Below are 26,933 nucleotides of genomic sequence, written 5' to 3'. Positions count from 1 at the left end.
GGAACCGGCCATGCGACGATCAGCGACCGTCATCAAGGAGCCGCGCAATGAGACTAGAGAACCTCGCCCGCCTCGCCGCCATCGGCGCGTTCATGACCGCGGCGCCGGCGCTGGCGCAGACCAAGTGGGATCTGCCGGCCGCCTACCCGGCGTCCAACTACCACACCGTCAACCTCCAGAAGTTCGCCGACGCGGTGAAGGCGGCGTCCGGCGGCAAGCTGGAGATCACCGTCCACGCCGGCGCCTCGCTGTTCAAGGCGCCGGAGATCAAGCGCGCGGTGCAGGCCGCGCAGGCGCCGATCGGCGAGATCCTGGTGTCGAACTTCGAGAACGAGGATCCGCTCTACGGCCTCGACGTCGTGCCGTTCCTCGCGACCAGCTTCGCCGACGCGCGCAAGCTCTACGCCGCCCAGAAGCCGGCGCTCGAGAAGAAGCTCGCCGCCCAGGGCATGATGCTGCTGTTCTCGGTGCCGTGGCCGCCGCAGGGGCTGTACGCCAAGAAGGAGATCAACTCGGTCGCCGACATGGCCGGCCTGAAGTTCCGCGCCTACAACCGCGGCACCTCGCGCATCGCCGAGCTGGCCAAGGCGCAGCCGATCACCATCCAGGCCGCCGAGCTCAGCCGGGCGCTGGCGACCGGCAAGGTCGACTCGTTCATCTCCTCGGGCACCACCGGCGTCGACTCCAAGGTGTGGGAGCAGCTCACGCACTTCTACGACACGCAGGCCTGGCTGCCGAAGAACGCCGTGCTGGTGAACAAGGCGGCGTTCGACAAGCTCGACGAGGCGACCCGCAAGGCGCTGCTGGCCGAGGCGGCGAAGGCCGAGGCCACGGGCTGGTCCGAGGCCGAGCGTCTGGCCAAGGGCTTCCTCGACACGCTCGCCAAGAACGGCATGAAGGTACAGCCGCCATCGGCCAAGCTGGCCGCCGAGTACAAGAAGCTGGGCGAGACGCTGACCAACGAGTGGCTGGAGAAGGCCGGCGCCGACGGCAAGGCCGTGGTCGAGGCGTACCGCAAGATGTGACGCGCGGGCCGCGCGCGCCGTCCAGCGACGGCGCGAGCGGCCGCGACGACCGAAGACCTCCGGCGGGGAAAATTCGATGCGCACGGCGCTGCAACGCCTCTACGACGCCACCGGCGCGCTGGGCGGCGTGTTCATGGTCCTGCTGCTGGTCTTCGTCCTGTACTCCGTCGGCCCCGGCGTCGGCCTGTGGTTCGCGCAGAAGACCGGGCTGCCGAACCCCCTCAACTACGTCGCGCGCTCGGCCGACGAGTTCGCCGGCTACGCGATGTGCGCCTCGGCGTTCCTGGCGCTGGCCTCGACCTTCGGCCGCGGCGAGCACATCCGCGTGACGCTGTTCCTGCAGCGCCTGCCGGACCGGGCGCGGCGGCTGGCGGAGCTGTGGTGCCTGGCGTTCGGCGCCGTGCTCGCCGGGTACCTCGCCTGGTTCTCGGTGCGGCTCTGCGTCGTCAGCTGGCAGATCGGCGACCTCTCGACCGGTTTGATCGCCGTGCCGCTGTGGATCCCGCAGATCGGCATGGCGCTGGGCGCGGTCGTGTTCACCATCGCCATCGTCGAGCGTCTCGTCGTCGTCGCCGCGGGCGGGCCGCTGGTCGAGGAACCGACCGGCGACGAATCGCTGCACATCGAGCGATAGGAGCGCGGCGACGTGACAGGCCTCGACGCCCAGATCGCGCTGCTCGCGATCGCGGCCCTGTTCTTCCTGTTCGGCACCGGCGTCTGGATCGGCCTCTCGATGATCGGCGTGTCGATCGCCACGATGTGGCTGTTCGCGCCCGGCCGCCCGGCCGGCGACTCGATGGCGACGACGATCTTCAGCGACCTGTCGTCGTGGACGCTGACGGCGCTGCCGCTGTTCATCTGGATGGGCGAGATCCTGTTCCGCACCGCCGTGTCGGAGGACATGTTCCGCGGCCTGGCGCCGTGGATGCGCCGGCTCCCGGGCCGGCTGGTGCACACCAACATCATCGGCTGCACGATCTTCGCCGCCGTCAGCGGCTCCTCGGCCGCGACCTGCGCGACCATCGGCAAGATGACCGTGCCGGAGCTCAAGCGGCGCGGCTACCCCGACGAGATCGCCATCGGCTCGCTGGCCGGCGCCGGCACGCTCGGCCTGCTGATCCCGCCGTCGCTGATCATGATCGTCTACGGCGTGCAGGCCGAGGTCTCGATCGCCAAGCTGTTCGCCGCCGGCGTGATCCCCGGCCTGCTGCTGGCCGGGCTGATGTCGTCCTACGTCGCCGCCTGGGCGCTGCTCAACCCCGGGCGCGTGCCGCCGCCGGACCCGCGCCTGCCGCTGATGGCGAAGCTACGCGAGTCGGGGACGCTGATCCCGGTGGTCCTGCTGATCGTCCTGGTGCTGGGGTCTATCTACAGCGGCATCGCCACCGCGACCGAGTCGGCCGCGTTCGGCGTGGTCGGCTCGTTCGCCATCGCGGCCTGGCAGGGGCGCCTCGACTGGCGGACGTTCTGGGAAAGCGTCATGGGCGCGACGCGCCTGACGTCGATGATCCTGCTGATCCTCGCCGGCGCGTCCTTCCTGAAGCTGGCGATGGGCTTCACCGGCCTGCCGCGGCATCTGGCGGAGTCGATCTCGGCGATGAACCTGTCGCCGGCGATGCTGATCTTCGCGCTGGCGATCCTCTACATCGTCCTCGGCTGCTTCCTCGACGGCATCTCGATGGTCGTGCTGACGATCGCGATCGTCCTGCCGATGGTCGAGGCCGCCGGCATCGACAAGATCTGGTTCGGCATCTTCATCACCATCGTGGTCGAGATGGCGCAGGTGACACCGCCGGTCGGCTTCAACCTGTTCGTCCTCCAGGGCATGACCGGGCGCTCGATCTTCTGGATCGGATGGGCGGCGTTCCCGTTCTTTCTGGCGATGAGCCTGTGCGTCGTCCTGCTCTACGTCTTCCCCGGCCTCGTCATGTGGCTCCCCGGCCAGATGGGGACCGCGGCGCGGTGAGCGGGTTCAGTCCGGCAGTCCGGCGCGGAACGCGGTGAGCAGATCGACCACGTCGTGGACCGGCAGGCCGGTGGCGGCGCGGATCGCCGGCGCGTAGGGCGGCAGGTTGGTGCATTCCAGCACGATCGCGCCGACGTCCGGACGCCGCGCGGCCAGCGCCATCGCGGTGGCGACGGCCTCGCGCTCGACGGCGTCGCGATCGAGATCCGTTCCATTGGCGAGAAACGCGCGCGCGAAGGCGCCATCGGCCGGCATGCCCTCGACCGGCGTGTCGCCGGCGGCGCCGACGGCGGTGAGATGCGCTCGCGTCAGGCTGGCGGCGTGCGCGGTGAGCACGCCGACGCGGCGTCCCGCCGGCAGCGTGCGCGCGATCAACGGCGCCAGCAGGAGCGCCGAGGTGGCGACCGGCACCGGCGACACCGCCGCCAGCTCGCTCTGGAGCAGCGCGAGGAAGCCGCAGCTCGTGGCGATGCCGACGGCGCCGCGCGCGGCCAGCCGGCGCGCGTTGTCGGCCAGCGCCGCGGCGATGCGCCCGCGGTCCGGCGTCGCCGACACCGCGTCGGATGGGCCGATGCCGGTCAGCCGCTCGTGGATCACAGGGAACGGGAAGCTGGCGGGATTGCCGATGTCGCCGACGATCCGCGGAAACCGCGTGTCGAGCATCAGGATCCCGAGCGGCCGGCGCGTCACGTGACGGTGGTCTCCTCCGGCTCGCCGCCGACGGCGTCCAGCACCTTGAACAGATCGTCGAACGCGGCCGCGACCTCGGCCGGATCGACGCCCCTGATGATCAGCGACACGCTGGGCTTGCCCTGGCGGAACGCGGGATAGCTGCCGATCTCGGTGGTGGGATGGCGCCCTTGGACCGCGCCCAGCGGCTCGGCGATGAAACCCTCCGGCTGGGTCGTGCGGATGGTGCGGCTGATCATCGGCCGGCCGCCGACGAGCAGGTGCTTCATCGAGTGGAACATGCCCTCGACGATCTTGGGCACGCCGGCGAAGGTGAACACGTTCTCCATGCGGAAACCGGGCGCCACGGACACCGGATTGTCGACCAGATCGCCGCCGTGCGGGATGCGCGCCATGCGCCGGCGCGGCGTGGTGAACAGCGCCGGATCGGCGTAGTAGCGGGTCAGCCGGTCGACCGCCTCGGGATGCTCGGAGATGCCGACGCCGAACGCCTTGGCGATGGCGTCCGCCGTGATGTCGTCGTGGGTCGGCCCGATGCCGCCTGTGGTGAAGACGTAGTCGAACTTGCGGCGCACCTCGTTGATGGTCGCGACGATGGTGTCCTCGACGTCGGCGACCACCCGGCACTCCGCCATGCGCACGCCGATCTTGTTCAGCTCGGTCGCGAGGAACTGCAGATTCACGTCGCGGGTGCGACCCGAGAGGATCTCGTTGCCGATGATCAGCAGGCAGGCGGTGACGGTCTTTTCCGGTGCGGTCATGTCTCGATCCAGTGGCGCTGTGGAGCCACCTTAACCACACCCGCGGCATGGCGAAACCGGCGCGCCGGCGGGGCCTGCCCTTCGGTCCGCGCCCTTGTCGGGCGACGGCCAGCGTGCCACATACCGGCCATGACCTCGCAGGCCGAAATCGCGGAAATGAAGGATTACTGGGACCGCGACCAGCGCGACATCAAGATCCACGACGCCGACGCGTTCGCGGCGATGCGCCGCGCCGGCCGTCTGGCGGCCGAGACGCTCGACTTCATCGCGCCCCACGTGCGCCCCGGCGTGACCACCGACGAGATCGACCGGCTGTGCGCGGATTTCATCCGCGAGCGCGGCGGCGTGTCGGCGCCGCTGGGCTACCGCGGCTATCCCAAGTCGATCTGCACGTCGGTGAACCACGTCGTCTGCCACGGCATCCCCGGCGACCGCCGGCTGGAGAGCGGCGACATCGTCAACATCGACGTGACGCCGACGCTCGACGGCTGGCACGGCGATTCCAGCCGCATGTACATCGCCGGCGAGGCCAAGCTGCTGGCGCGCCGCCTGTGCGACGTGACCTACGAGGCCATGATGAAGGGGATCGCCACGATCCGGCCGGGCGCGCGGCTGGGCGATCTCGGCCACGCCATCCAGAGCCACGTCGAGGCCAACCGCTTCTCGGTGGTTCGCGATTTCTGCGGCCACGGCATCGGCAAGGTGTTCCACGACGCGCCGAACATCCTGCACTACGGCGTGCCGGGCACCGGCCCGCTGCTGGCGCCGGGCATGATCTTCACCGTCGAGCCGATGGTGAACGCCGGCCGCTACGAGGTGAAGATCCTGTCCGACGGCTGGACCGCCGTGACCAAGGACCGCACGCTCTCGGCCCAGTTCGAGCACACCGTCGGCGTGACCGCGGACGGCGTCGAGATCTTCACGACCTCCCCCGCCGGCCTCGACAAACCGCCTTACGCGGCGGCGTAGCACGTCCGGCAGGCGGGCCGCCGCGCTGCCCAACGCGGGGGGTCGCACACCACCTCCCCAGTCATCCTGAGCGGAGCGCCGCAGGCGCGCAGTCGAAGTATCTTTCCTCAGCGGACGCCGCGCCAAGATCCCTCGACCGCGGCGCTGCGCGCCTCCGCTCGGGATGACGGTCGAAGCGGTGCGCCCCGGCGCGCGGGCAGGCGAGGGATTCCAGACGCACGCAACCTCCGCCCTTTTCTCGCCACGACTCGTCTTCAGGCTGCATCGCGGGTGGGACTTGATCGGGGGTCCGGGATGGCCCGGAAGCGGATGGCGGCGGCCGCGGAGACGGCGCCGGAGACACGGGACGACGAGGCCGGCGCCGACGACGCGGGCCTGCTGACGTTGATGGCGGCGGGGCTGACGCTGCGCCAGGCCAAGGACCGCGACACCGGCGCCACCGTGTGGCGCGTGTCGGGCAACACGCTGGCGCACCGCGCCGCGCTGCGCGAGGCCGGCGGACAGTGGAACCGGATCGACCAGGCCTGGGACTTCGCCGCGTCCGACCCGACATCGGCGCTGGCCCGCGCCATCGCCGCCGCGCCTCCGGCCACCGGACACAACTCCGGCGCGCCGTCCGCCGACCGTCCGCACTACTGGGGCCACCGCCAGCGGGTGCGCCAGCGCGCCCGCGACTCCGGCGTCGACGGCTTCCAGGACTACGAGCTGCTGGAGCTGCTGCTGTTCCACTCGATCGAGCGGATCGACGTCAAGCCGCTGGCCAAGCGCCTGCTGGAGCGCTTCGGCGCGCTGGGCGACGTGCTGTCGGCCGATCTCGAGCGGCTCAAGGACGAGGGCGTCGACGAGCGCACCGCGATCCATTTCCGCGCCGTGCGCGAGGCCGGGCTGCGGCTGGCGCGGCGCGAGGTGGCCGAGCGGCCGGTGATCGGCTCATGGCAGAAGCTGCTGGACTACTGCCACGCCAGCCTGCAGCACGAGAAGACGGAGCGCTTCCACATCCTGTTCCTCGACCGCAAGAACGTCCTCATCGCCGACGAGACGCAGCAGCGCGGCACGGTCGACCACACGCCGGTCTATCCGCGCGAGGTGGTCAAACGCGCGCTCGAGCTCAGCGCCTCGTCGATCATCCTCGTGCACAACCACCCCTCGGGCGATCCGACGCCGTCGCGCGCCGACATCGAGATGACCAAGGAGGTCAGGACCGCCGCCAAGGCGCTCGGCATCGAGGTCCACGACCACCTCGTCATCGGCCGCAAGAGCCACGCCAGCTTCAAGAGCCTCGGGCTGCTGTGAACGCACCGAGGGCATCCATACGTCGTTCCGCTCGTCGCGCAAAGCCAAGCGCCGACCCGGTGCGGAAACGCCCGTTGCCGCCGGCGGACCGAACCTGCGGCTGACGACACGGGACCGGTGCGTTTGACCGGAAGCAGAAGCGGCGGATTTGCCGGTGCGTTGTCCCGGGCGGACAAGCGGCGTGCCTGCCGGAGGGTGATCGCAACCGGATGGAACCCCTCGTGCTGGGCGATGCGGGGATGCCCGGTGCGCGCTCCCCTCCGCCGTCACGATCACCGAAGAACCTGACCGTCCGTGGAACGCCGCCGCCATCGGGCCGGGGACATCCCGCTCCATCGCTGGAAGGCGTGGGCGAAGGAACTGGGCGTGCTGTAGCCCAAGGACAGGCCCACGTCCGCCGCCGTCAATCGCGTCAGGGAAAGCAACTGGCGTGCGACCGCGTCGCGAACTTCGTCCTTTATCACCTCGAAGGTCGTCCCCTCGTCTTTGAGCTGGCGGCGAAGCGCTCTGGGGTGGAGGTCCAGATGCGCGGCGACCTCTCGCATCGAATGGACGCCTGTGAGCATCAGCGAGCGCAACGCATGCTTGACGCGGCTCGACGTCCCCCACGGTGCCCGCAGCAGCCGCTGGTATAGCTCGGACAGGATTTTCTCCCGCGTCGCCGGATCGGCGGTCTTGAGCGGAAACGCAAGGACGCGCCTCGGCAGTATGAGGCACGCCTCACTCTGTTCGAAGCGCATGGGTCTGGTGGTGAGCGCGCGATACGGCGCGAGATCGACGGGCTCCCGTCCGATCATGAGAATTTCCAGCGGTTCGACCATTCCCGCCGTCAGCTCGCGGATCAGATTGCACCCGACCGCCACGACAAGGTCGTACATTTCGCGCGAAGCCTCAAACTCCGGATCGTAGACACCGTAGCCAAACGCGAAGTCGTCGCCGCTCGCATGGAGATAGACCGCGCCTCCGGTGGAATTGCTGATCTGAAAGGTGACAAAATCCGCGAGGGCTTCGCCCAGAGTCGCGGCGCACCGCATGACGCCCCCGACCGGGCCGAGCGACGCCAGCGTCTGCCTGCTGCCGAGGCGAAGCCCGAAATCCGCGCAGCGCGAGAGTTCCGTGGAGCGCCGCAGCACCTTGAGATAGCTGGCGTAGGGAATAAACGCGTCGGGCCTGATATCCGCGGTCGATACGCCCGTATCGTTGAGAACCTCGTCCAGATCAACCCCGAGCTCGGCCAGCAGGGAAGGCAAGTGCAGCAGCGAGGCTGCGCGCTGCATGGGCCGGATTTCCGTACGCGACATGGGGTTTTTTGTCCCCAAAAAGCAACCGGGTCAACGCAAAACCGGTGTAGCGAAGGCGGCTGGAATGGCGCTCCATGGAACGCGAATCGAGCGCGCGAGCACCCGGCAAGCGGACCTGGGTTTGCTTGACCGGATCGACCGATCACGACCGAACTTAAGCGAGGATTGCATGCACCACTACCGAGATGCCGTCATCTCCGCGGCGATGGCCGCGGGCCTTGCGATGGCATTGAACGCCGGCGTTGCCTTCGCCCAGCCGCTGACCGGGACACCGACGCCGCCCGCATCGAGATTCACCACGCCGATGCCGCCCGGCGTCGTTTCTCCCGATAGCGTCGACTCCCGCTTCGGCGCGTTGCGTTTCCTCGGCGGCGTGCCGGACAAGGCAAGCACGGACAAAATCTACGACAATCTCGACTTCCAGCGGGCGCTGCAGGCGTATCTCCTCGCGCTTCCGGTCGTCAACCAGATGGCCAACCGCGCGGGGATCCTTTCGGTCGGCCCCGCCAACACGACCGTGCCGATCTGGGAGCAGATGGTGGACTCGCGGACCGTCGAGCTCACGGCGAACGACAACACGCCCTACACGTGGTTCTGGATCGACCTGCGCAAGGGTCCGCTGGTGCTGGAAGCCCCGCCGAAGGTCCTCGGCACGGTCAACGACATCTGGTACCGCTGGGCGGGCGACATCGGCTTCACGGGGCCGGACCGCGGCGAGGGCGGTAAATTCCTGCTCCTGCCGCCCGGCTACAAGGGCGACGTTCCGTCCGGCTACCACGTGATCCGTCCCGGCAGCCTGAGCGTCTGGGTCGTCTGGCGCAGCTTCGTGGTCGACGGCAGCCCGGCCCCGGGCGTCGATCTCGTCAAGAAGACGACGAAGGTCTATCCGCTCGGGCAGACCGGTGCGCCGCCGCAGATGAACTTCGTCGACATGTCCGGCAAGCCGTTCAACATGGTCGGTCCCGGAGACTCCCGGTTCTGGGAGTTGCTGAACGAGGCCGTGCAGAACGAGCCGACGGAGGCGCTCGATCCCACGACGCTCGGGTTCTGGGCCTCGATCGGCATCCAGAAGGGCAAGCCGTTCGCGCCCGATGAGCGGATGAAGAGGATCCTGGCCGAAGCCGCGGCCGCGGGCGACGCGACCGCGCGCGCGCTATTCTACCGCAACCGGGAGAAGGAGGCGCTGTTCTTCGACAATCGGAAATGGAAGCGTCCGTTCATCGGCGGCTACAAGTTCGAGTGGCAGCCGGGCGTCGCCAACCTCACCGGCAGCGCGATGTACTTCTTCGCCGCCACCGGCGTCACGCCCGCGATGGACACGCAGATCGTCGGCGAGGGCTCGACCTATCCGTGGACCGCGTCGGATGCGGACGACAATCCGCTCGACGGCGGCAGGAACTACAAGCTGCGCCTGCCGCCGAACATCCCGGTCAGGACGTTCTGGTCGGTGATCGTGTACGACGCGCAGACCCGCTCGATGCTGCAGACCGACGCCCGGTTCCCGAGCGTGAGCAGCCAGAACAAGTCGATGAAGGTCAACGCCGACGGCTCAGTGGACGTGTACTTTGGCCCGAAGGCGCCCGCCGGGCACGAGAGCAACTGGATTCAGACCGTCCCCGGCAAGTCGTGGTTCACGATCCTGCGCCTCTACGGGCCGCTGGAGCCGTGGTTCAAGAAGGAGTGGCGGCCGGACGACATCGTGGTGCAGCCGTGAGCTAGCGGAGCGCATCCAACGCTTCGTCGCCGCGGCCCGCGGCGACGAAGATCCCGTGACGCTTCCCGGGTCCAGCGACGCCGCCAAGGCGCTTCGCCGGCCGTGGCGACTCGCAGGCGGCATCCTCTGCGAGGGAGGGACATCGATTGGAAGCCGCGAACTGGATGTGGGGGCTGTTGCTGACCGCGCTGACCATCGGAATTCACGCGGTCGGCGTCGTTCTCAGCGCCCTCGCGTTCGCGGGGATCCGCAGGAGACTCGCGGACCGCCACCTGCCGCCGCGGCGGGCGATCCCGATCCTCATCTCTCTCGTCAGCGCCGCCGGCCTCCTGCTGGCGGTACTCCACGGTCTCGAGGCCGGGATCTGGGCCGCGGCGTATATCTGGCTGGGCGCGATCGCGTCACCGTCAGAAGCCATCCTCTATTCCATTGACTCGATGTCGACGCGTGGAGCGTCAGGCGTCGCTCTCGAGGCGCACTGGCGCATGATGGGAGCCTTGGAGTCCGTCAACGGAATGCTGCTGTTCGGGATCAGCACGGCGTACATCTTCACGATCCTGCAGACGTCGTGGCGGATCCTCGCTCGCCAGCGACGTTGACGTCGCCGTCGAGCGCTCGCGCGACGTCCGCCGTCGCGGCCGCATCCGGCGCGCCCGTTCATTCCAGCGATGCCCGCGAACGGCATGGACGCGATAGGGCGACGGTGCAGTGTCCGCCGACGAACCCAACGGAGACGGGCCAGCCGATCGACGACAGCCCAAGACCGCGTGACGGGGGGCGAGCGTGATGCGTCGGGACGATCCCGGGCAACCGAGGACTCCCGTCCCCGGTCCGCGTCACCCGGCGAAACCTGCGATGCCATGGATCAGGCGATATCGGCGCCAGGAGTCCGACGGCGACTTGCCGCACAACCATCCCTCCGGCGATCCGACGCCGTCGCGCGCCGACATCGAGATGACCAAGGAGGTCGGGACCGCCGCCAAGGCGCTCGGCATCGAGGCCCACGACCATCTCGTCATCGACCGCAGGAGCCACGCCAGCTTCAAGAGCCTCGGGCCGCTGTAGGCGCGCGCCGCCAGCCCCGTCGCGCCGGCAACGCGGCCCGGCGCCGGGCGCGTGCGGTTCCGGCTTTACATCGACCCGCTGTGGCGGCGTAAATGCGCGCATCGGGCGCCGACGGCGGACAACGCCGCGGCGCCGAATCGCGAGGGAGTGGAGCGAATGGCCGGGCCTTTGGCGGGGGTTAGGATTCTGGACTGCACGTCGGTGGTGCTGGGGCCGTGGGCGGCGCAGCAGCTCGGCGATCTCGGCGCCGACATCGTCAAGATCGAGTCGCCGGAGGGCGACACGACGCGCCAGCTCGGTCCGCGGCGCAATCCGGGCATGGCGGCGTTCTACCTCGGCTGCAACCGCAACAAGCGCAGCATCGTGCTCGACCTCAAGAAGGACGACGGACGGCAGGCGCTGTTCGACCTCGCGAAGACGGCCGACGTGCTGATGCACAACTACCGGCCCGAGCCGGCGGCGCGCCTGGGCGTGCCCTACGAGGCGTTCGAGAAGATCAATCCGCGGCTGATCTACCTCGCCACCTACGGCTACCGCGCCGCCGGCCCGATGGGGCCGAAGGCGGCCTACGACGACATCATCCAGGCGGGATCGGGTCTGGCGATGCTGCAGACCGTCGTCGCCGGCGCGCCGCGCTTCCTGCCGACCATCGTGGCCGACAAGACCAGCTCGAACGCCGTCGTGGCCGCCGTGCTGGCGGCGCTGTACGAGCGCGAGAAGTCCGGGCTCGGCCAGTCGATCGAGGTGCCGATGTTCGAGAGCCTGGTGTCGTACGTGATGGTCGAGCATCTCTACGGCGAGACCTTCAAGCCGGCGATCGAGACGGCCGGCTACAAGCGGCTGCTCAACAAGGAGCGCCGGCCCTATCCGTCGAAGGACGGCTTCTTCGCGCTGCTGCCCTACACCGATTCGCACTGGCGCGAGTTCTGCCAGCTGATCGGGCGGCCCGACATCATCGCCGATCCGCGGTTCGGCTCGCTGGCGCTGCGGCTGGCCAACGTCGAGGTGGTCTACGCGACGCTCGCCGAGATCTGCGCCACCCGGACCAACGCCGAGTGGAACGCGCTGCTGAAGAAGTCGAACGTGCCGCACGGGCCGGTCAACTCGCTGGAGGACCTGCTGGTCGACGAGCAGCTGGTGGCGACGGATTTCTGGAAGGAGATCGACCACCCGACCGAGGGCAAGCTGCGCACGCCCGACATCCCGCCGCGCTTCAGCCGCACGCCGCCGGAGATCCGCCGCCACCAGCCGCGGCTGGGCGAGCACAGCGTCGAGGTGCTGCGCGAGGCCGGCTTCAGCGCCGAGCGCATCCGCTCGATGCTGGACAGCGGCGCGACCCGCGACGCCAGCTCGACGTAGGCGGCGTCGGCGCGCGTCCTACCAGTGGGATGCGACGCCCGACCGCACAAGGACCGCCGCCGCTCCATCCATGCTGTCATCCCGAGCGCAGCGAGGGATCCAGGCGCGGCGCCTGGATCCCTCGCTGCGCTCGGGATGACAGGGGGTCTCGTTCGATCAGGTGGTCGGCGACGATCACAGCCGCGCGCGGACGCGGCGGGCGCCTTCGACCATCGCGGCCATCTTGCCGTAGGCCACGGCGCGCGGCAGGTATTTGAGGCCGCAATCCGGCGCCACGATCAGACGCTCGGGCGGTAGATGCCTGAGCGCCTCGTCGATCCGTGACGCGACCGTTCCGGCGGTCTCGACGGCGAGGTCGCCGAGGTTCAGCACGCCCACCATCACGCTCTTGCCCGGCAGGTCCTTGAGCACCGACAGGTCGAGCCGCGGCTCGGCCGCCTCGATCGAGACCTGCGCCACCGAGCTGGCCGCCAGCTCCGGCAGGAAGGCGTAGCGCGTCGCCTTCTCCTTCACGACGTAGGCGTAGCCCATGCACATGTGCAGCGCGGTCGGTCCGGCGACGCCGTGCAGCGCGCGGTCGATCGCCTCCAGCGCGAAGCCGCGCGCGCGGTCGGCGTTGGGCGAGAGGTAGGGCTCGTCGATCTGCACGACATCGACGCCGGCGTTCTTGAGATCCTTCAGCTCGGCGTTGACGGCGTCGGCGTAGGCCATCGCCAGCGCGCGCTCGTCGGCGTAGTGCTCGTTCTTCGCCAGCATGGTCATGGTGAACGGGCCGGGCACCGTGATCTTGATGGCGCGGTCGGTGCTGGCGCGCAGGAACCGCGCCGCCTCCAGCTCGACCGGCCGCGCCCGGCGCACCGGTCCGACGACGCGCGGCACCAGGGTCGGCTTCCCCGTGCGGCCCGGCACCTCGCCGGGCTGGTCGAGGTCGATGCCGTCGAGCGAATTGGCGAAGTGGTTGAAGTAGCTCTCGCGCCGGATCTCGCCGTCGGTGACGATGTCGAGCCCGGCCCGCTCCATGTCGCGCAGCGCCAGCAGGACGGCGTCGTCCTGGGCGCCGTCGAGCAGCGGCCGGGGCACGCGCCAGAACTTGTCCATGCGCACCCTCGGCGGGCCGGCGCCCAGCAGCGCGTCCTTGTCGACCAGCCAGTCCGGCTGCGGATAGCTGCCGACCAGCGTGGTCGGCAGGAGGGGAAGCGTCGCCATCTCGATCTCCCGCGGCCCGACGGCGGGCCTCGCGGGCTCACTCTCGCATGTATTCGACGAGCGCCGCGATGGCGATCATGGCGCAGGCAACGAGGACGCCGCCCGTGATCTGGGACATCCCCTGGCCGCCGCGCAGGCGCAGCACGATCATGCCCGCCAGCAGGGCGACCAGCCCGACGATGCTCGCGATCTGGAAATCGTTCATGGTCAGCGCCTCCCCGCCCGGCGGCCGGCGTCGCGCTTTGACACCGGCGGCCCGCGTCCCATAGGGTTCCCGCCGGCCATCGGAGGATCCGCCATGCCCGCCACCTTGCTCGAACACTACAACGTCTACTGCAAGGACCTGAAGAAGACGGTCGATTTCTACGAGAGGTACGTCGGCCTGCGCAACGGCGACCGGCCGCCCTTCCCGTTCCCCGGCGCGTGGATGTACGCCGGCGAGCAGGCCGTGCTGCACCTGGTGTTCGAGAGCGGCCGGCAGGACCACGGCAGCGGCGCCATCGACCACATCGCGCTGCGCTGCGTCGGCCTGGTCGACACGATCGAGCTGCTCAAGAAGGACGGCGTCGCCCACACCGTGCGCAAGGTGCCGGCGCGGCCGCTGCAGCAGGTCTTCGTGCACGATCCCGACGGCATCCAGATCGAGATGAACTTCTGGGACGAGCCCGCCGTCGAGGGCGTCAGCGAGCACCGCGGCGCGATGGCGCCGGCCAAGCGCACGCCCGAGCACGCCGCCTAGGCGAGGCGCGTCGCGACGGCGGGGCGAATTCGTACATCCCGGCCATCGTCGCGTCGCGTTGTTCGACGATAGAGCGCTGGCGCGCCTTCGTTTTCTCCCTCTCCGCCCGCTTGCGGGGGGAGAGGGAAGGGGCCCGCGTGCAGCGCGGGAAGGGTGAGGTAGGCGGCGGCGGCGTAGTCGCCGCTTGATGGCTACGCACGTGGTTTCTCCAATCGCCATCGCCACCGATTCAACCACCACCTCACCCCCGCCGTATCGGCTTCGCCGATACGGCGTTCCATGCTTCGCATGGGCCCCTTCCCTCTCCCCCGCTTCGCGGCGGAGAGGGAAATGATGGCCCGACCCGAGCTGTGTGAACGCGCTCGTCCCGATGGGGGAGCGGACCATGGGCCTGCGCGTCAGTCTCCTCCCGCGGGTGCGCGGCGGCGGCCGACCGTGTATCGTCGGGCGTATGGCCACGCCCTCCCTGACCACGCTCGTGCGCGACCGCGCCGCCCTGCTGGCGCTGCGCGTGCCGCTGTCGTGGGTCAACGTCGCCACCGGCGCGCCGGTCGAGATCGACGGCCGCACGCTCGACGCCCGCGCCCAGTGGCTGCTGAGGGTGTTCGAGAAGAGCGGCCGCAAGCCCACCCACACGCTGCCCTTGCCCGAGGCGCGGGCCCAGTTCGAGGCCGGCATGAAGGCGATGTCGGCGTCGCTGCTGCCGATGGGGCTGGGCGCGCCGCCGATCGGCGAGATCGTCGACCGCGCCATCCCCGGCCCGGCCGGGCCGCTGCCGATCCGCATCTACCGCCCGGCGGGCGTGCGCCCCGACGCGCCGGCGATCCTGTTTCTGCACGGCGGGAGCTGGAACCTCGGCGGGCTCGACGCCTACGACGATCCCTGCCGCTTCCTGGCGTCGGCCTCGGGCTGCGTCGTGATCGGCCTCGACTACCGGCTGGCGCCGGAGCATCCCTTCCCCGCCGCCGTCGAGGATTCGATCGCGGCGTGGCGCTGGCTGGCGTCCAACGCGGCGTCGCTCGATCTGTCGCCGCGGCGGCTGGTCGTGGCGGGCGACTCGGCCGGCGGCAACCTCGCCGCCGCCGTCGCCCAGGCGACGCGCCACGACGCCACGCCGCCGGCGCTGCAATTGCTGATCTATCCCGCGCTCGACCTGCGCATGGACAGCCGGTCCTACGACCTCTACGCCGAGGGCTTCCTGCTGACCCGGGCCGGCATGGAATGGGCGCGCCGCCAGTATCTCGCCGATCCGGCGCAGGCGGACGACCCCCGGGCGTCGCCGGGTCTCGCGACCGATCTCGCCGGGCTGCCGCCGGCGCTGATCTTCACCGCCGGCTTCGACGTGCTGCGGGACGAGGCGGTGGCCTACGCCGAGCGCCTGCGGGCCGCCGGCGTGCGCACGACGCACCGCGATTTTCCCGGCCTGATCCACGGCTTCATCGGCATGCGCGGCACGCTGCAGGCCGCGGCGCGCGCCATGGACGACATCGTCGGCGCGCTGCGCCACGAGCTCGCCGTCGTGGCGTGACGGCGCGGCCCGACGTTGCCACGCGCGGCGGTCGCGCCCTAAACACCGTCCGGGGGATTTGAGCGACGATGTCGAACGCCACGGAACCGGCGGAGAACGCCCCGGGCGCCTCGCGCCGGGAGCGCAAGAAGGTGGAGAACCGCGCCCGGCTGCTGGCGGCGGCGCGCACGGTGTTCGCCGAGATGGGCTACGGCGCCGCCAGCGTGCGCGACATCGTGCGCCGCACCGACCTCGCCACGGGCACGTTCTACAACTACTTCGAGGACAAGGACGCGATCTTCGCCGCCGTGGTCGGCGAGCTGACCGACGAGCTGCTGCGCCGCCACCGCGCCGGCCGCGCCGCCGCGGCGTCGGCCGAGGCGTTCCTGCGCCGGCATTTCGAGGTCTATTTCCAGTTCATCGCCGGCGATCCCGAGCTGCTGGCGCTGGCGCGGCGCAACGTGACCGCGATCCGCACCCTGCTCGACAAGCCCGACGTGCGCACGCTTGCGCGCGCGCTCTACGACGACATCAAGGACGCCACCGCGCGCGGCGCGCTGCCGGCGGTCGATTCCGGGCTGCTGGCGGCGGCGCTGTCGGGCATCGCCTTCGAGGTGTCGGTGCTGATGATCTCGCGCGATCCGGTCGACGCCGCCGCGGCCGCCGACTTCGCGACACGACTCGCGCTGGGCGGCTTGGAGTCGATGGGCGCGAGGTAGCGGCGCGTGGCACGGCACGCCACTACGTTCCGACTGTCATCCCGAGCGCAGCGAGGGATCCTTTCGGCCGCCCCACGTCGGGTCAGGCCTGACGTCGTCGCAATGAAATTGCGGCTCGGTCAGGCATTGGAATCTCGTTTGCTTCTTCGCAGGTGGTTGGTTTTTTATTGAGGGATTGTACCGCTCAGGCAGTTATTAAAGCTTCAGGGTCAGGCCTGCAAAACGGCATTCTTCGGCGCCGACGGCCCGGGAATTTTGCCGCTTTGTAGGCCTGGCCCCGTCAATTGCCTTGTATAACGTCCATTGTCATGCCGCTGCGTGAATTCGGGCTACCTATTCTCTTCACGAACGAGTAGCTGGATCCATCTGACATGCAAACGCGCGCACCGGCGCGCCGCTCCGGCTCACTAACATGATCGCTAAGTCGCGCAAGATGCTGAATGCGAAATGCTATGATGATGCCTCACGCAATTGAGAATACTCGTACGCGCCCCTCCGCAATCCACAGAAGGCGTTTTCCACTAGGCGAAAATTGCGGATTGTCTAAAACTCCTTGAAATTCATACCAAAGTGGTCGGATTTCTCCGCTGGAAATGTTCAAAAGCGACATGCCCGCAAGCATCGCATCGTCCGATCGAAGATTTGTTGCAACAAACTTGGAATCAACGCTCCATGACGCGACCCCTTGTGATGGGCTTTCGAGAAACGTCCGAACTATCTCTCCGGTTTGGACATCATACACATCGGACTCTCTCAGTCCGTCCATTTGTCCATTCCCAGTCAAATTGAACTTGTATCCGACAAACACAAACTTTCCACCATGCGAGAGTCGAATGATTCCCGGTTCCGCTCGAAAATTCACATGTGTAAATGGCTTCATACTCATCGATGTTGTGATCGCGATGGAGTATCGATTGCCATCTTTATTCGCGCGTTGATGCGGACATGCCACTCTCTCATCATCAATGAACTCCGGCTGTCCGAAGAACCGCCCATCAGGGCTCATCACTCGCTGCATTGGAGTTACTATTTCTCTATCAAATGTATATATACTGCCACTGGCGAATCCGCCTCTCGGCAAAACACACATTCTATTGTCGGTTGGCGAGATTGCCATTTCTTCGAAGAGAACTTCGGGCTTCGATGGCAGGCGATCGGAAAGAGCAATTTCGCTAAGAATTTCGGCATTCTCCAAGTTGATCTCCAAACATAGCCACCTACCTATGCGCGGCGGCCAGTAGGTGTTTCCAACAATCACGCTGCTGCGGGTATTCATAGACAATACTTGGCCGACTCCGAATGTCTTGAAGATTGCCCGCCGGGCAACAAGATTCCCGGATATGCCATTCAGAACTGACAACCAACGGCCATTATCGCTTAGTACAACAATGTATTTCCCATCTTGAGACCAAATTGCTTCGTTTGCTCGACCAATGACCGAGATGTCCACGAACCGCCCACTTGGTAGATGCTCGCCCTTAGTGTGTGATTGCGATGAGGCAGCGGCGGGAGAAAACAAAGCGGCAGCGGAAAGAACTCCCGACATTGCTCTACGTCGTGGGAGTTTCCCGCAAACAATCTCATCCATGGGTGCCGCGCCTCTCATGCGCTCTCCGTATGGACTAGTCTAGAGCTAGTTGATCTGAGGCCAATACCCAAAACACGGCGCCACACTCGCAAAGCTGACTCCCTGTGCGCGATGACGATCACCGTCGGACGCTTTGGGGTCAGGCCTGCAAAACGGCATTCTTCTGCGAGGAGCGGGCGGGAAAATTCGCCGTTTTGCAGGCCTTACCCCAAAAGGCTCTCGCCGCGCTCGGGATGACACGGGCGACCAAGGCCGCAGCGTGCGCTTAGCCCCTCACCCCAACCCTCTCCCGCCGGGCGGGAGAGGGGGTATGAGGATCGCGCCTACCCCGCGCGGCCGGCTTCCGCTACTTGCCCTGCTTGATCGGGTTGCGCAGCGTGCCGATGCGCTCGATCTCGATCTCGCAGACGTCGCCGGGCTTCATCCAGACCTGCGGCTTGCGGCCGGCGCCGACGCCCGAGGGCGTGCCGGTGATGATCACGTCGCCCGGCTCGAGCGTCATGACCTTGGACAGCTCCGAGACCAGCGTGACGGTGTCGAAGATCATGTCCTCGGTGTTGCTGTCCTGCATGATCTCGCCGTTGAGCCGGCACATGATGCGCAGCGGCGCGCCGCCCTTGGGCAGCTCGTCCGAGGTGACGATGTCGGGGCCGAAGCCGCCGGAGCCGTCGAAGTTCTTGCCCAGCGTGAACTGGCCGCCGGATTTACGCTGCCAGTCGCGCACCGAGCCGTCGTTGAACACCGAGTAGCCGGCGACCGCCGACAGCGCCCTCTCCTTCGAGATGTTGCGGGTGCGCTTGCCGATGATGACGGCCAGCTCGGCCTCCCAGTCGTACTGCTCGGAATGCGTCGTCGACAGCATCGGCGCGTTGTGCGCCGCCAGCGTGTTGTTGAAGCGGCAGAACACGATCGGATAGGCCGGGATCGGGTTGTTGGTCTCCTCGGCGTGCTTGCGGTAGTTGAGGCCGATGCAGAGGATCTTGCCGGGGTTCGGGATCGGCGGCAGGTACTTGGCCGATTTCTCCGACACGGTCGCGCCCGCCTTCGGTTTGGCGCAGGCCTTCTTGACCGCGTCCTGGACCGCCTTGCCGCCGGCCAGGATCTCGACCACCGACTTCGGACCGCGCGGCATCTGCTTGCTCAGGTCGATGATCTTGCCGCCCATCTTGACGCCGACGACGGCCTTGCCGTCGCGCTGAATCGTGCACAGACGCATGGGTTCTCCTCCCCCTCGAAGCGTTCGATGACGCCCGGCCGCACCTTCGCGCGCGCCTCCGCGCCGGTCAAGAAAGACGCGGGCGCGTGGGTAGCGGATTGGCTTGAGACATCACCCCGACTGCCGCGCCTTCATGCTCCCTCCCCCCTTGTGGGCTAGCGGATTCACACTTCCAGGGGGGCCGCCGAATGCCCTCTCCGCCGCGCAGCGGGGAGAGGAGGGATTCCCGCCGCTTCAGCGGCGGGGAGGGTGAGGTGGTGGCTGGACCGGTGGGAACGCGGATGGCGGGTCGACATGCCGGATACAACGGGCTCTCGCCGGCCCACGGGCGTTCCATATCAACGGACGCGGCCACGCCATCACGACCGCGCCCGATACGACGACCACCTCACCGCCGCTGTATCGGCGCTTCGCCGATACAGCGTACCTGCGCTTACGCGCGGGCCCCTTCCCTCTCCCGCTACGCGGCGGAGAGGAGAATGCCGCGCCATCTGAACGGAGCGGCTCCTCGTGAGAAGTGTGAACCCCCTAGCCGTTTGTGGAGGAGGGAGAACTAGAATCCACTCGACATGTTTCCTTGAGCGTCCGCGAAGCGCCCCGGCCCTACCCGACCAGCCGCAGCTTGCCGCCGTGCAGCGCCGGCGGCACAGGGCCGCCGGTGACCCAGTCGAGCAGCTCGACGGTGTGGGCCATCGGCGTGGCCGTGGCGGCGGCGATGTTGCCGACGCAGCCGAAATTGCCGGAAGCGATCACGTCGGGCGCGACGCGGGCGATGTTCGCGACCTTGCGGTCGCGCAGGCGCCGCGACAGCTCCGGTTGCAGCACCTGGTAGGTGCCGGCCCAGCCGCAGCAGAGATGGCCCTCCGGCACGTCCTTGACCACGAACCCCGCGTCGCGCAGCAGGCGCTTGGGCGGCTCGATGAGCTTCTGGCCATGCTGCATCGAACAGGCGGCGTGGTAGGCGACCACGGCCGGCGCGCCGCCGGCGCCGACCGGCCGCGCCACCGGCCTGAGCGTCAGCCCGGCGAGCACCTCGGAGATGTCCTTGGCCAGCGCCGCGATCCGCGTCGCGCGGTCGGCCCATTCCGGATCGTCGGCCAGCAGGTGGCCGTAATCCTTCATCGTGGTGCCGCAGCCCGAGGCGTTGACGACGACGGCGTCCAGCCCGCCGCCGTCGATCTCGCGCTCCCACGCCGCGATGTTGGCGCGCGCCAGATCCCGCGCCGCCGACGTGTCGCCGATATGCAGCACCGAGGAGCCGCAGCAGCCTGCGCCCTCGGCGATCACCACCTCGCCGCCGTGGCGCGTCAGCAGGCGCACCGTCGCCTCGTTGACCTCCGGCGCCAGCACCTGCTGGCCGCAGCCGTTCATCAGCGCAACGCGCTTGCGCCGCGTCCGGCGGCCGGGAACGTCCCGGGCGCGTCCATCGGCGATGGCGGCGCCAGCGTGTCGGGCACCGCCTCCAGCATGGCGCGCGCGCGGCGCGGGAAGGTGGCGCCGCCGGCGTCGCGGCTGGTGGCGGGCAGCAGCGCCGCCAGCGGCTTGAGCGGCCGCGCCAGCAGCATGGCCCAGCGGAACAGCGCCGGCCTCGGCATCAGGAAGCCGAGCAGCCCGCGCATGAGCCGGTCGCCGATCGGCCTGCGGTAGGTGGTCTCGATATGCGCGCGGGCGTGATCGACGAGGTGCATGTAGTTCACGCCCGACGGGCACGTCGTCATGCAGGCAAGGCACGACAGGCAGCGGTCGACATGGCGCGCGACCTCTGCGGTGGCGGGCTTCCCGCCCTCCAGCATGTCCTTGATCATGTAGATTCGCCCACGCGGGCTATCGCGCTCGTCGCCCAAGGTCACGAAGGTCGGACAGGTCGCCGTGCAGAACCCGCAATGCACGCATTTGCGCAGGATCGTCTCCGACCGCGCGATTTCCGGATCGGCGAGCTGGGCGAGGGTGAAGGTGGTCTGCATCGATCTATTGCGGCCGCCGAGGCGACGGGGAGGTCCCATGCAGGCATTCGGAAGCGCCGAGACGCACGCCACCTTGTACGCCTCCCATCGCGGCGCGATCAGGGTGCGCCTTCGCGTCACCCCCGCTGTCATCCCGAGCGTAGCGAGGGACCCAGGGTCGGCGCCTAGATCCCTCGCTACGCTCGGGATGACAGTGGGGGTGCATCCGCACCGAACGTGATTCAGGCGTCGGGATCGATCCCCGGATCACGTGGCCTCTCCCATGTCGAGGCGTTGCGTCGAGCGCGCGATGCGCGTCCCCTCGGCCAGCGACGCCCGCTCGAGGTCGTGAAGCGTCTGGAGGTTCATCCAGGTCCGGGCGCTGACGCCGAGCGCCTCCTCCAGCCGCAGCGCCACCTCGGCCGTGACGCGACGACGACCGCGCACGATCTCGCCGACGCGCGTGCGCGATAGACCGGTCGCGCGCGCGAGCCGCCGGCGGCTGACCTTGGCCGGCTCCAATATTTCCTGAAGCAGGATGCGTCCGGGATGGACGGGTTTGCGACGCGACGTCATGGCGACTCTCTTGTCTTCCGTTTCCCGCGCCGAGCGAAGCGCGCCACAGTATGTCATCACGCGCCCGCGAACACGCCCTTGGGATCGAAGCTCCCGCGGACGCGGGCGGCGAGCGCGGCGAGCGGCGCGGGTTGCGGGTGGAACACCGCGACGCGGGCGCGCACCGCTTCGGGCGCGCGCACCAGCGTGGCGTGGCCGCCGCCCGCGGACAGCGCGCCGCGCACGACAGGCGCGGCGGCGTCGTCGACCGCGGCGTCGGTGGCGGGGGCGAGCGACAGCCAGACCAGGCCGCCGGACCAGTCGTACATCGCCTCGGCGTCGGGACGCGCGGCGCGGATCGCGGCGACGACGGCGGGACCGTCGGTCGGCGGGCAGGAGAGGCGCCAGAGCGGACGCGCCGTGTCGTCCGCGACCGGCCGCGCGTCGCGCACGGCCGTCCAGAACGCCAGCGAACGCAGCGTGTGCAGCTCCTCGACGCGCGGCGCGGCGCCGGCGAATTGCGTGCGCAAGCCCGCCAGCCGCGCCTCGACCGAGGGACCGACGCCCTCGACGCGGATCGCGGTCACGGCGCCGCCCAGCCCCGCGACCAGATCGACGGTGGCGCGCGCGGCGACCGCGACGGGCAGGTGCGCCGCGCCGGAGACCTCGTGAGGGCTGCCCATGGCGGCGCACAGCGCGCGCACGCCGGCCGCGTCGTCGAGCCCGGCCAGCAGCAGGGTGCGGGTCTTCTCCGGCGCCGGCAGCGTCTTGACGCTGATCTCGTCGAGCGCCGCCAAGGTGCCGCGCGAGCCGGCCATCAGCTTCGAGAGGTCGTAGCCGGTGACGTTCTTCATCACCTTGCCGCCGGACTTGAAGCGCTCGGCCCGGCCGTTGACGCCGGAGAAGCCGAGGAAATGGTCGCGCGCGGCGCCGTGGCTGATGCGCCGCGGGCCGGCGAGGTTGCACATCAGCGCGCCCGCCAGCGTGCCCTCGCCCGCCGCGCCGCCGAGGACGGCGCCGAGGTCGGACGGCTCGAACGCCAGCATCTGGCGGCGCTGCGCCAGCAACGCCTCGATCTCGCGGATCGGCGTGCCGGCCCGGGCGGTGATGACGAGCTCCTCCGGCTGGTACTCGACCACGCCGGCGAGCTCCGACAGCGAGAGGGTGTGCGCCGCGTCGCGCGGCGGTCCGTAGGCGCGCTTGCTGCCGCGGCCCTCGATCGCCAGCCGCGCGCCGTCGTTCACCGCCCACTCGACGACCCGCCGCAATTCCTCCGCGTCGCGCGGCCTGAGGATCGAAGTCACGATCCGCGCTCCGCGAGGGTGTCGCGCGCGGCCGACGCCGGCGCGTCTCCACCACAATGGATTCGTCGACCCCGACCGCGCGGAAGTCGCCGATCTTCCTCCCTCTCCGCCCGCTTGCGGGGGCAGAGGGTCGGGGTGAGGTGGGTCTTCGCGAAGGCGCAGGTGTCGAACGTCGACGCACGGCAGCGCCCCGCCGACCTCACCGTCGGTCCGACCACCACCTCACCCTCCCGCGCTACGCGCGGGCCCCTCCCTCTCCCCCGCTGCGCGGCGGAGAGGGGCCATAAGGCGGCACCGCGAGGCTCATCTATGCGATGACCCGCAACGGACGAGAGCGAAAGAGCGCATCGCGACAGGAGCGCCTCGGAGCGGCGGGTCGCCAGCATCAGAACCGCGGAATGTCGGGAAACGGGATGGCGCCCTGGCGGACGACAAGGCGGCCGAGCTCGGCGCAGCGGCGCAGCTTGGGGAACACCTTGCCGGGGTTCAGCAGGTGGTCGGGATCGAAGGCGCACTTCACGCGCATCTGCTGGTCGAGGTCGATGTCGGTGAACTGCACGCCCATCAGGTCGCGCTTCTCGATGCCGACGCCGTGCTCGCCGGTCAGAACGCCGCCGACCTTAACGCAGAGGCGCAAAATGTCGGCGCCGAACTCCTCGCAGCGCCGCAGCTCGTCGGGAGAGTTGGCATCGAACAGGATCAGCGGGTGCAGGTTGCCGTCGCCGGCGTGGAACACGTTGGCGACGCGCAGCCCGTGGACCTTCGACAGCGCGCGCATGCGCGTCAGCACCTCGACCAGCCGCCCGCGCGGCACCGAGCCGTCGAGGCACATGTAGTCGGGCGAGATCTGGCCGACGGCGGGGAACGCCGATTTGCGGCCGGCCCACAGCAGCAGGCGCTCCTGCTCGCTGCCGCTGACGCGCACCGTGGTGGCGCCCTTGTCGCGCGCGATGGCGGCGACGCGCTCCAGCAGATGGTCGACCTCGACCTCCGGGCCGTCGAGCTCGACGATCAGCAGGCCCTCGACGTCGAGCGGATAGCCGGCGCCGACGTAGTTCTCGGCGCAGCGCACCGCCTCGCGGTCCATCATCTCCATGCCGCCGGGGATGATGCCGGCGGCGATGATGGACGCCACGCACTCCGCCGCGCCGGACTCGGTCGGGAAGCCCAGCAGCACGGCGCGCGCGGTGGCCGGCTTGCGCAGCAGCCGCACGGTGACCTCGGTGACGACGCCGAGCAGCCCCTCGCTGCCGGTCATCAGCCCCATCAGGTCGTAGCCCTCGGAATCGAGATGCTTCCCGCCCAGCCGCATCACCTCGCCGTTCATCAGCACGATCTCGAGGCCGAGCAGGTTGTTGGTGGTGAGGCCGTATTTCAGGCTGTGCACGCCGCCGGAGTTCTCCGCCACGTTGCCGCCGATCGAGCAGGCGATCTGCGAGCTGGGGTCGGGCGCGTAGTAGAACGCCTCGTCCTCGACGGCCTTGGAGATGCCGAGGTTTGTGACGCCGGGCTGCACGCGGGCGCAGCGGTTCTCGTAGTCGATCTCGAGCACGCGGTTGAACTTGCCCATGCCCAGCAGGATGGCGTCGCCCACCGGCATGGCGCCGCCGCTGAGCGAGGTGCCGGCGCCGCGCGGCACGACCTTCACGCCAGCGTCCTGGCAGTAGCGCAGGATCGCCGACACCTGCGCGACGGTGTCCGGCAGCACCACGACCAGCGGCATCTGGCGATAGGCGCTGAGCGCGTCGCACTCGTAGGGCTTCATGCCGTCGCGGTCGTCGATCACGCCCTCGCCGGGCACGATGCGCTTCAACGCCGCCACGATCTCGTCGCGGCGCGCGAGGATGGATTCGTCCAGCGGCGGCATCTGCATGGCCGCACTACAGCCGAAAAGCCGCCGCGGCGGAAGACGCCGCGCGCACGGCCGGGCGGCACAACTCCCGTGCCCGGCGCGACGCGGACCGCCGGCCGCGGCCGGACGCGGCACGAAAAAAAGCGGCGAAGGCCGCGCCCTCGCCGCTCGTTCGATACCAGGACCGTCGCCGCCCCGCGGGGCGCGCCCGGCCGCCGCCGGTGTCAGCCGGCGCGCGCCTTGAAGCGCGGGTTGGTCTTGTTGATCACGTAAACCCGGCCCTTGCGGCGCACGACGCGGCAGGCCTTGTGGCGGGTCTTGATCGTCTTGAGCGACGAGCGGACTTTCATGGCCTTGATTCCAAACGAAAACCCCGGCCGCGCCGGGGTGGAAACCGATGGGCCGGGGATATACGGGGGGCCCTCCCCGCTGTCAACGGGCGAATCCCCGCCGGACCGCCGGGGCGCCGCCGCGACGGCATCCCTACCCCGTCGGTATCGCGTATGGACGCCGCGCGGGGGGCCGCGCTACCAACGATCCATGTCGACCCGCCGCCCGATCGCCGACGACCTCGTCGGCCTGCTCGCCAACAACGCCGCCGCCAACCCGGCGGCGCCGGCGTTCTTCCATGGCGGCGCCACGTACACTTGGGCGCGGCTGGAGGACCTCGCGGCGCGCGCCGCCGGCGGGCTGCGCGCGCTGGGCGTCGGCCCCGGCGACCGGGTCGCGTTGTGGCTGCCGAACGTGCCGGCGTGGCCGATCCTGCAATTCGCCTGCGCCCGGCTCGGCGCCATCGTGGTGTCGGTCAACACGCGGTTCCGCGCCGTCGAGGTGGCGGACATCGTCCACCGCTCCGGCGCGACCGTGCTGGCCTGCGCGCCGAACTTCAAGCGCATCGACTTCCTCGGCATCCTGGCGGAGATCGACCCGGCGGCGCTGGCGCATCTGCGCGCTGTCGTGACCGTCGGCGACGAGGGCGCCGCGCCACCGGCGATCGAACGGCTGCGGCGGGTGCCGTTCGAGGCGCTGCTAGGTTCGGCCGCCATGGACGAGTCGCATGCCGGTCCGGCCATGGGCTGCAACATCTTCACGACCTCGGGCACGACCAAGGCGCCGAAATTCGTGCTGCACCGCCAGGGCGCCGTCATGGCGCACAACCTGCGCGTGGCGCGCGCCTTCGGCTTCACCGCGCCGGAGACGGTCGCGTTCGGCTGGCTGCCGATGTGCGGCGTGTTCGGCTTCAACGTCGCGATGTCGGCGTGGGCGGCGGGCAAACCGCTGGTGCTGCAGGAGTCGTTCGACGTCGAGGAGGCGGTCCGCCTGATCGCCAAGCACAGGCCGACGGCGCTGTTCGGCGGCGACGACATGGCCGAGCGGCTGCTCGACGCGGTCCCGGGCGAGCGGCCGTTCCCGTCGGTCGGCCTCTACGGCTTCGCCAATTTCAATCCGGCGCTGGCCGACATGCCGGCGCGCGCGGCGGCGCGCGGGCTGACGATGATCGGCTTGTACGGGATGAGCGAGGTCCAGGCGCTGTTCGCGCGCTGGAACCTCGACGAGGATCCGGCGATCCGCGCGCTGGGCGGCGGCCGGCCGGTCTCGCCGCTGGCCAACGCGCGGACGCGCGACCCGGAAAGCGGCGAGCTGCTGCCGCCGGGCCAGCCGGGCGAGTTGGAGCTGCTGGGACCGTCGCTGATGGTCGGCTACTACGGCGACGCCGAGGCCACGGCGGCGGCGTTCACCGAGGACCGCTATCTGCGCACCGGCGATCTCGGCCACACGACGGACGACGGCGGCTTCGTGTTCCTCGGCCGCATGGGCGACGTGCTGCGGCTGGCGGGATTCCTGGTCAACCCCGCCGAGATCGAGGCGCACCTACAGACGCACCCCTCGGTGGCCGGCGCGCAGGTGGTGGGCGCCACGCATGTCGCCGGCACGCGCGCGGTGGCGTTCGTGGTCGCCGAGAACGGCGCGGCGATCGACGAGGCGGCGCTGATCGAGCATTGCCGGCGCGGGCTGGCGAACTTCAAGACGCCGGCGCGCGTGGTCGCCGTGGAGGCGTTCCCCACGACGCCGAGCGCCAACGGTCCGAAGATCCAGCGCGCCCGCCTGCGCGAGATGGCCGCCCGCCTGCTCGACTGAGCGGCGCGCCGCGGCCTAACGG

At 69.4% G+C, this 26,933-nt stretch carries 24 protein-coding genes and 1 pseudogene; 13 read left to right on the top strand and 12 right to left on the bottom strand.

The genetic code is table 11. From position 1 onward, the window contains the following. Positions 1-47 precede the first annotated feature (47 nt). The 3 genes from IPK81_20330 to IPK81_20320 all read left to right on the top strand — a co-directional run bounded on the left by IPK81_20330 (position 48) and on the right by IPK81_20320 (position 2,991). Positions 48-1,025, top strand: a complete 978-nt coding sequence (locus IPK81_20330; protein ID QQS11859.1) for a TRAP transporter substrate-binding protein — start codon at positions 48-50, stop codon at positions 1,023-1,025. A gap of 76 nt (positions 1,026-1,101) precedes the next feature. Beyond that, positions 1,102-1,659: a TRAP transporter small permease gene (locus IPK81_20325; protein ID QQS11858.1), complete on the top strand. Its 558-nt coding sequence runs from the start codon at positions 1,102-1,104 to the stop codon at positions 1,657-1,659. Between the two features lie 33 nt (positions 1,660-1,692). Continuing rightward, positions 1,693-2,991, top strand: a complete 1,299-nt coding sequence (locus IPK81_20320) for a TRAP transporter large permease subunit (protein ID QQS15192.1) — start codon at positions 1,693-1,695, stop codon at positions 2,989-2,991. Positions 2,992-2,997: 6 nt separating this feature from the next. Here IPK81_20320 and IPK81_20315 read toward each other — a convergent pair whose 3' ends face one another. Both IPK81_20315 and IPK81_20310 read right to left on the bottom strand, forming a co-directional pair. Beyond that, positions 2,998-3,654, bottom strand: coding sequence for an aspartate/glutamate racemase family protein (locus IPK81_20315; GenBank protein QQS15191.1), 657 nt, complete (start codon positions 3,652-3,654; stop codon positions 2,998-3,000). A 23-nt stretch (positions 3,655-3,677) separates the two neighbouring features. Then, positions 3,678-4,442: a competence/damage-inducible protein A gene (locus tag IPK81_20310; protein ID QQS11857.1), complete on the bottom strand. Its 765-nt coding sequence runs from the start codon at positions 4,440-4,442 to the stop codon at positions 3,678-3,680. 156 nt (positions 4,443-4,598) lie between these two features. Between IPK81_20310 and map the strand changes: the two genes are divergently transcribed. Together map and radC are read left to right on the top strand one after the other, a co-directional pair. Then, positions 4,599-5,411 carry a type I methionyl aminopeptidase gene (map, locus tag IPK81_20305; protein ID QQS11856.1) on the top strand — a complete coding sequence of 271 codons (813 nt, stop codon included), beginning with the start codon at positions 4,599-4,601 and terminating at the stop codon, positions 5,409-5,411. A gap of 387 nt (positions 5,412-5,798) precedes the next feature. Beyond that, complete coding sequence (gene radC / locus IPK81_20300) at positions 5,799-6,704, top strand: DNA repair protein RadC (GenBank protein QQS15190.1); 906 nt, start codon at positions 5,799-5,801, stop codon at positions 6,702-6,704. Positions 6,705-6,976: 272 nt separating this feature from the next. On the opposite strand, the gene IPK81_20295 is transcribed toward radC, so the two are convergent. Further along, complete coding sequence (locus IPK81_20295; GenBank protein QQS11855.1) at positions 6,977-7,981, bottom strand: AraC family transcriptional regulator ligand-binding domain-containing protein; 1,005 nt, start codon at positions 7,979-7,981, stop codon at positions 6,977-6,979. A 229-nt stretch (positions 7,982-8,210) separates the two neighbouring features. Between IPK81_20295 and IPK81_20290 the strand changes: the two genes are divergently transcribed. The 4 genes from IPK81_20290 to IPK81_20275 all read left to right on the top strand — a co-directional run bounded on the left by IPK81_20290 (position 8,211) and on the right by IPK81_20275 (position 12,143). Continuing rightward, entirely contained in the window at positions 8,211-9,719 is a 1,509-nt protein-coding gene (locus IPK81_20290) for a DUF1254 domain-containing protein (protein ID QQS15189.1), read from the top strand. 146 nt (positions 9,720-9,865) lie between these two features. Further along, the gene (locus tag IPK81_20285; protein ID QQS11854.1) at positions 9,866-10,318 is read left to right on the top strand and encodes a hypothetical protein; all 453 of its coding nucleotides are present in this window, start codon (positions 9,866-9,868) and stop codon (positions 10,316-10,318) included. Positions 10,319-10,505: 187 nt separating this feature from the next. Next, entirely contained in the window at positions 10,506-10,784 is a 279-nt protein-coding gene (locus tag IPK81_20280) for a hypothetical protein (GenBank protein ID QQS11853.1), read from the top strand. Between the two features lie 156 nt (positions 10,785-10,940). Then, positions 10,941-12,143 (top strand): CoA transferase, encoded by a 1,203-nt coding sequence (locus IPK81_20275; GenBank protein ID QQS11852.1) that lies wholly within the window; start codon positions 10,941-10,943, stop codon positions 12,141-12,143. A gap of 174 nt (positions 12,144-12,317) precedes the next feature. Here the strand turns inward: IPK81_20275 and IPK81_20270 are convergent, their stop codons facing one another. Then, entirely contained in the window at positions 12,318-13,349 is a 1,032-nt protein-coding gene (locus IPK81_20270; GenBank protein QQS11851.1) for a 5-methyltetrahydropteroyltriglutamate--homocysteine methyltransferase, read from the bottom strand. A gap of 37 nt (positions 13,350-13,386) precedes the next feature. Next, complete coding sequence (locus tag IPK81_20265; GenBank protein QQS11850.1) at positions 13,387-13,554, bottom strand: hypothetical protein; 168 nt, start codon at positions 13,552-13,554, stop codon at positions 13,387-13,389. Between the two features lie 93 nt (positions 13,555-13,647). Here IPK81_20265 and IPK81_20260 point away from each other — a divergent pair, with 93 nt between their 5' ends. From IPK81_20260 to IPK81_20250, 3 genes are all read left to right on the top strand, one after another. Then, a complete protein-coding gene (locus IPK81_20260) occupies positions 13,648-14,088 on the top strand; it encodes a VOC family protein (protein QQS11849.1) in 441 nt (146 codons plus the stop codon). A 451-nt stretch (positions 14,089-14,539) separates the two neighbouring features. Continuing rightward, complete coding sequence (locus tag IPK81_20255; protein ID QQS11848.1) at positions 14,540-15,616, top strand: alpha/beta hydrolase; 1,077 nt, start codon at positions 14,540-14,542, stop codon at positions 15,614-15,616. A 68-nt stretch (positions 15,617-15,684) separates the two neighbouring features. Continuing rightward, positions 15,685-16,314 (top strand): TetR/AcrR family transcriptional regulator, encoded by a 630-nt coding sequence (locus IPK81_20250; protein QQS11847.1) that lies wholly within the window; start codon positions 15,685-15,687, stop codon positions 16,312-16,314. Positions 16,315-16,777: 463 nt separating this feature from the next. On the opposite strand, the gene IPK81_20245 is transcribed toward IPK81_20250, so the two are convergent. From IPK81_20245 to rpmJ, 7 genes and pseudogenes are all read right to left on the bottom strand, one after another. Next, a complete protein-coding gene (locus IPK81_20245; GenBank protein ID QQS11846.1) occupies positions 16,778-17,902 on the bottom strand; it encodes a hypothetical protein in 1,125 nt (374 codons plus the stop codon). A gap of 346 nt (positions 17,903-18,248) precedes the next feature. Next, positions 18,249-19,118: a fumarylacetoacetate hydrolase family protein gene (locus IPK81_20240; GenBank protein QQS11845.1), complete on the bottom strand. Its 870-nt coding sequence runs from the start codon at positions 19,116-19,118 to the stop codon at positions 18,249-18,251. A 603-nt stretch (positions 19,119-19,721) separates the two neighbouring features. After that, a pseudogene (gene glcF, locus IPK81_20235) lies at positions 19,722-21,082 on the bottom strand (glycolate oxidase subunit GlcF). A gap of 246 nt (positions 21,083-21,328) precedes the next feature. Next, the gene (locus IPK81_20230) at positions 21,329-21,637 is read right to left on the bottom strand and encodes a HigA family addiction module antidote protein (protein QQS11844.1); all 309 of its coding nucleotides are present in this window, start codon (positions 21,635-21,637) and stop codon (positions 21,329-21,331) included. A gap of 56 nt (positions 21,638-21,693) precedes the next feature. Continuing rightward, the gene (locus IPK81_20225) at positions 21,694-22,923 is read right to left on the bottom strand and encodes an FAD-binding protein (protein ID QQS15188.1); all 1,230 of its coding nucleotides are present in this window, start codon (positions 22,921-22,923) and stop codon (positions 21,694-21,696) included. Positions 22,924-23,305: 382 nt separating this feature from the next. Beyond that, the gene (locus tag IPK81_20220; protein ID QQS11843.1) at positions 23,306-24,793 is read right to left on the bottom strand and encodes an FAD-binding protein; all 1,488 of its coding nucleotides are present in this window, start codon (positions 24,791-24,793) and stop codon (positions 23,306-23,308) included. A gap of 203 nt (positions 24,794-24,996) precedes the next feature. Continuing rightward, complete coding sequence (gene rpmJ / locus IPK81_20215) at positions 24,997-25,122, bottom strand: 50S ribosomal protein L36 (GenBank protein QQS11842.1); 126 nt, start codon at positions 25,120-25,122, stop codon at positions 24,997-24,999. 190 nt (positions 25,123-25,312) lie between these two features. Here rpmJ and IPK81_20210 point away from each other — a divergent pair, with 190 nt between their 5' ends. Further along, positions 25,313-26,911, top strand: coding sequence for an AMP-binding protein (locus tag IPK81_20210; protein ID QQS11841.1), 1,599 nt, complete (start codon positions 25,313-25,315; stop codon positions 26,909-26,911). Positions 26,912-26,933: the final 22 nt, after the last annotated feature.

This window comes from Rhodospirillales bacterium, assembly GCA_016699855.1.
In the GTDB taxonomy this organism is placed as follows: domain Bacteria; phylum Pseudomonadota; class Alphaproteobacteria; order Reyranellales; family Reyranellaceae.
This window is presented reverse-complemented; position numbering and strand designations above follow the sequence as displayed.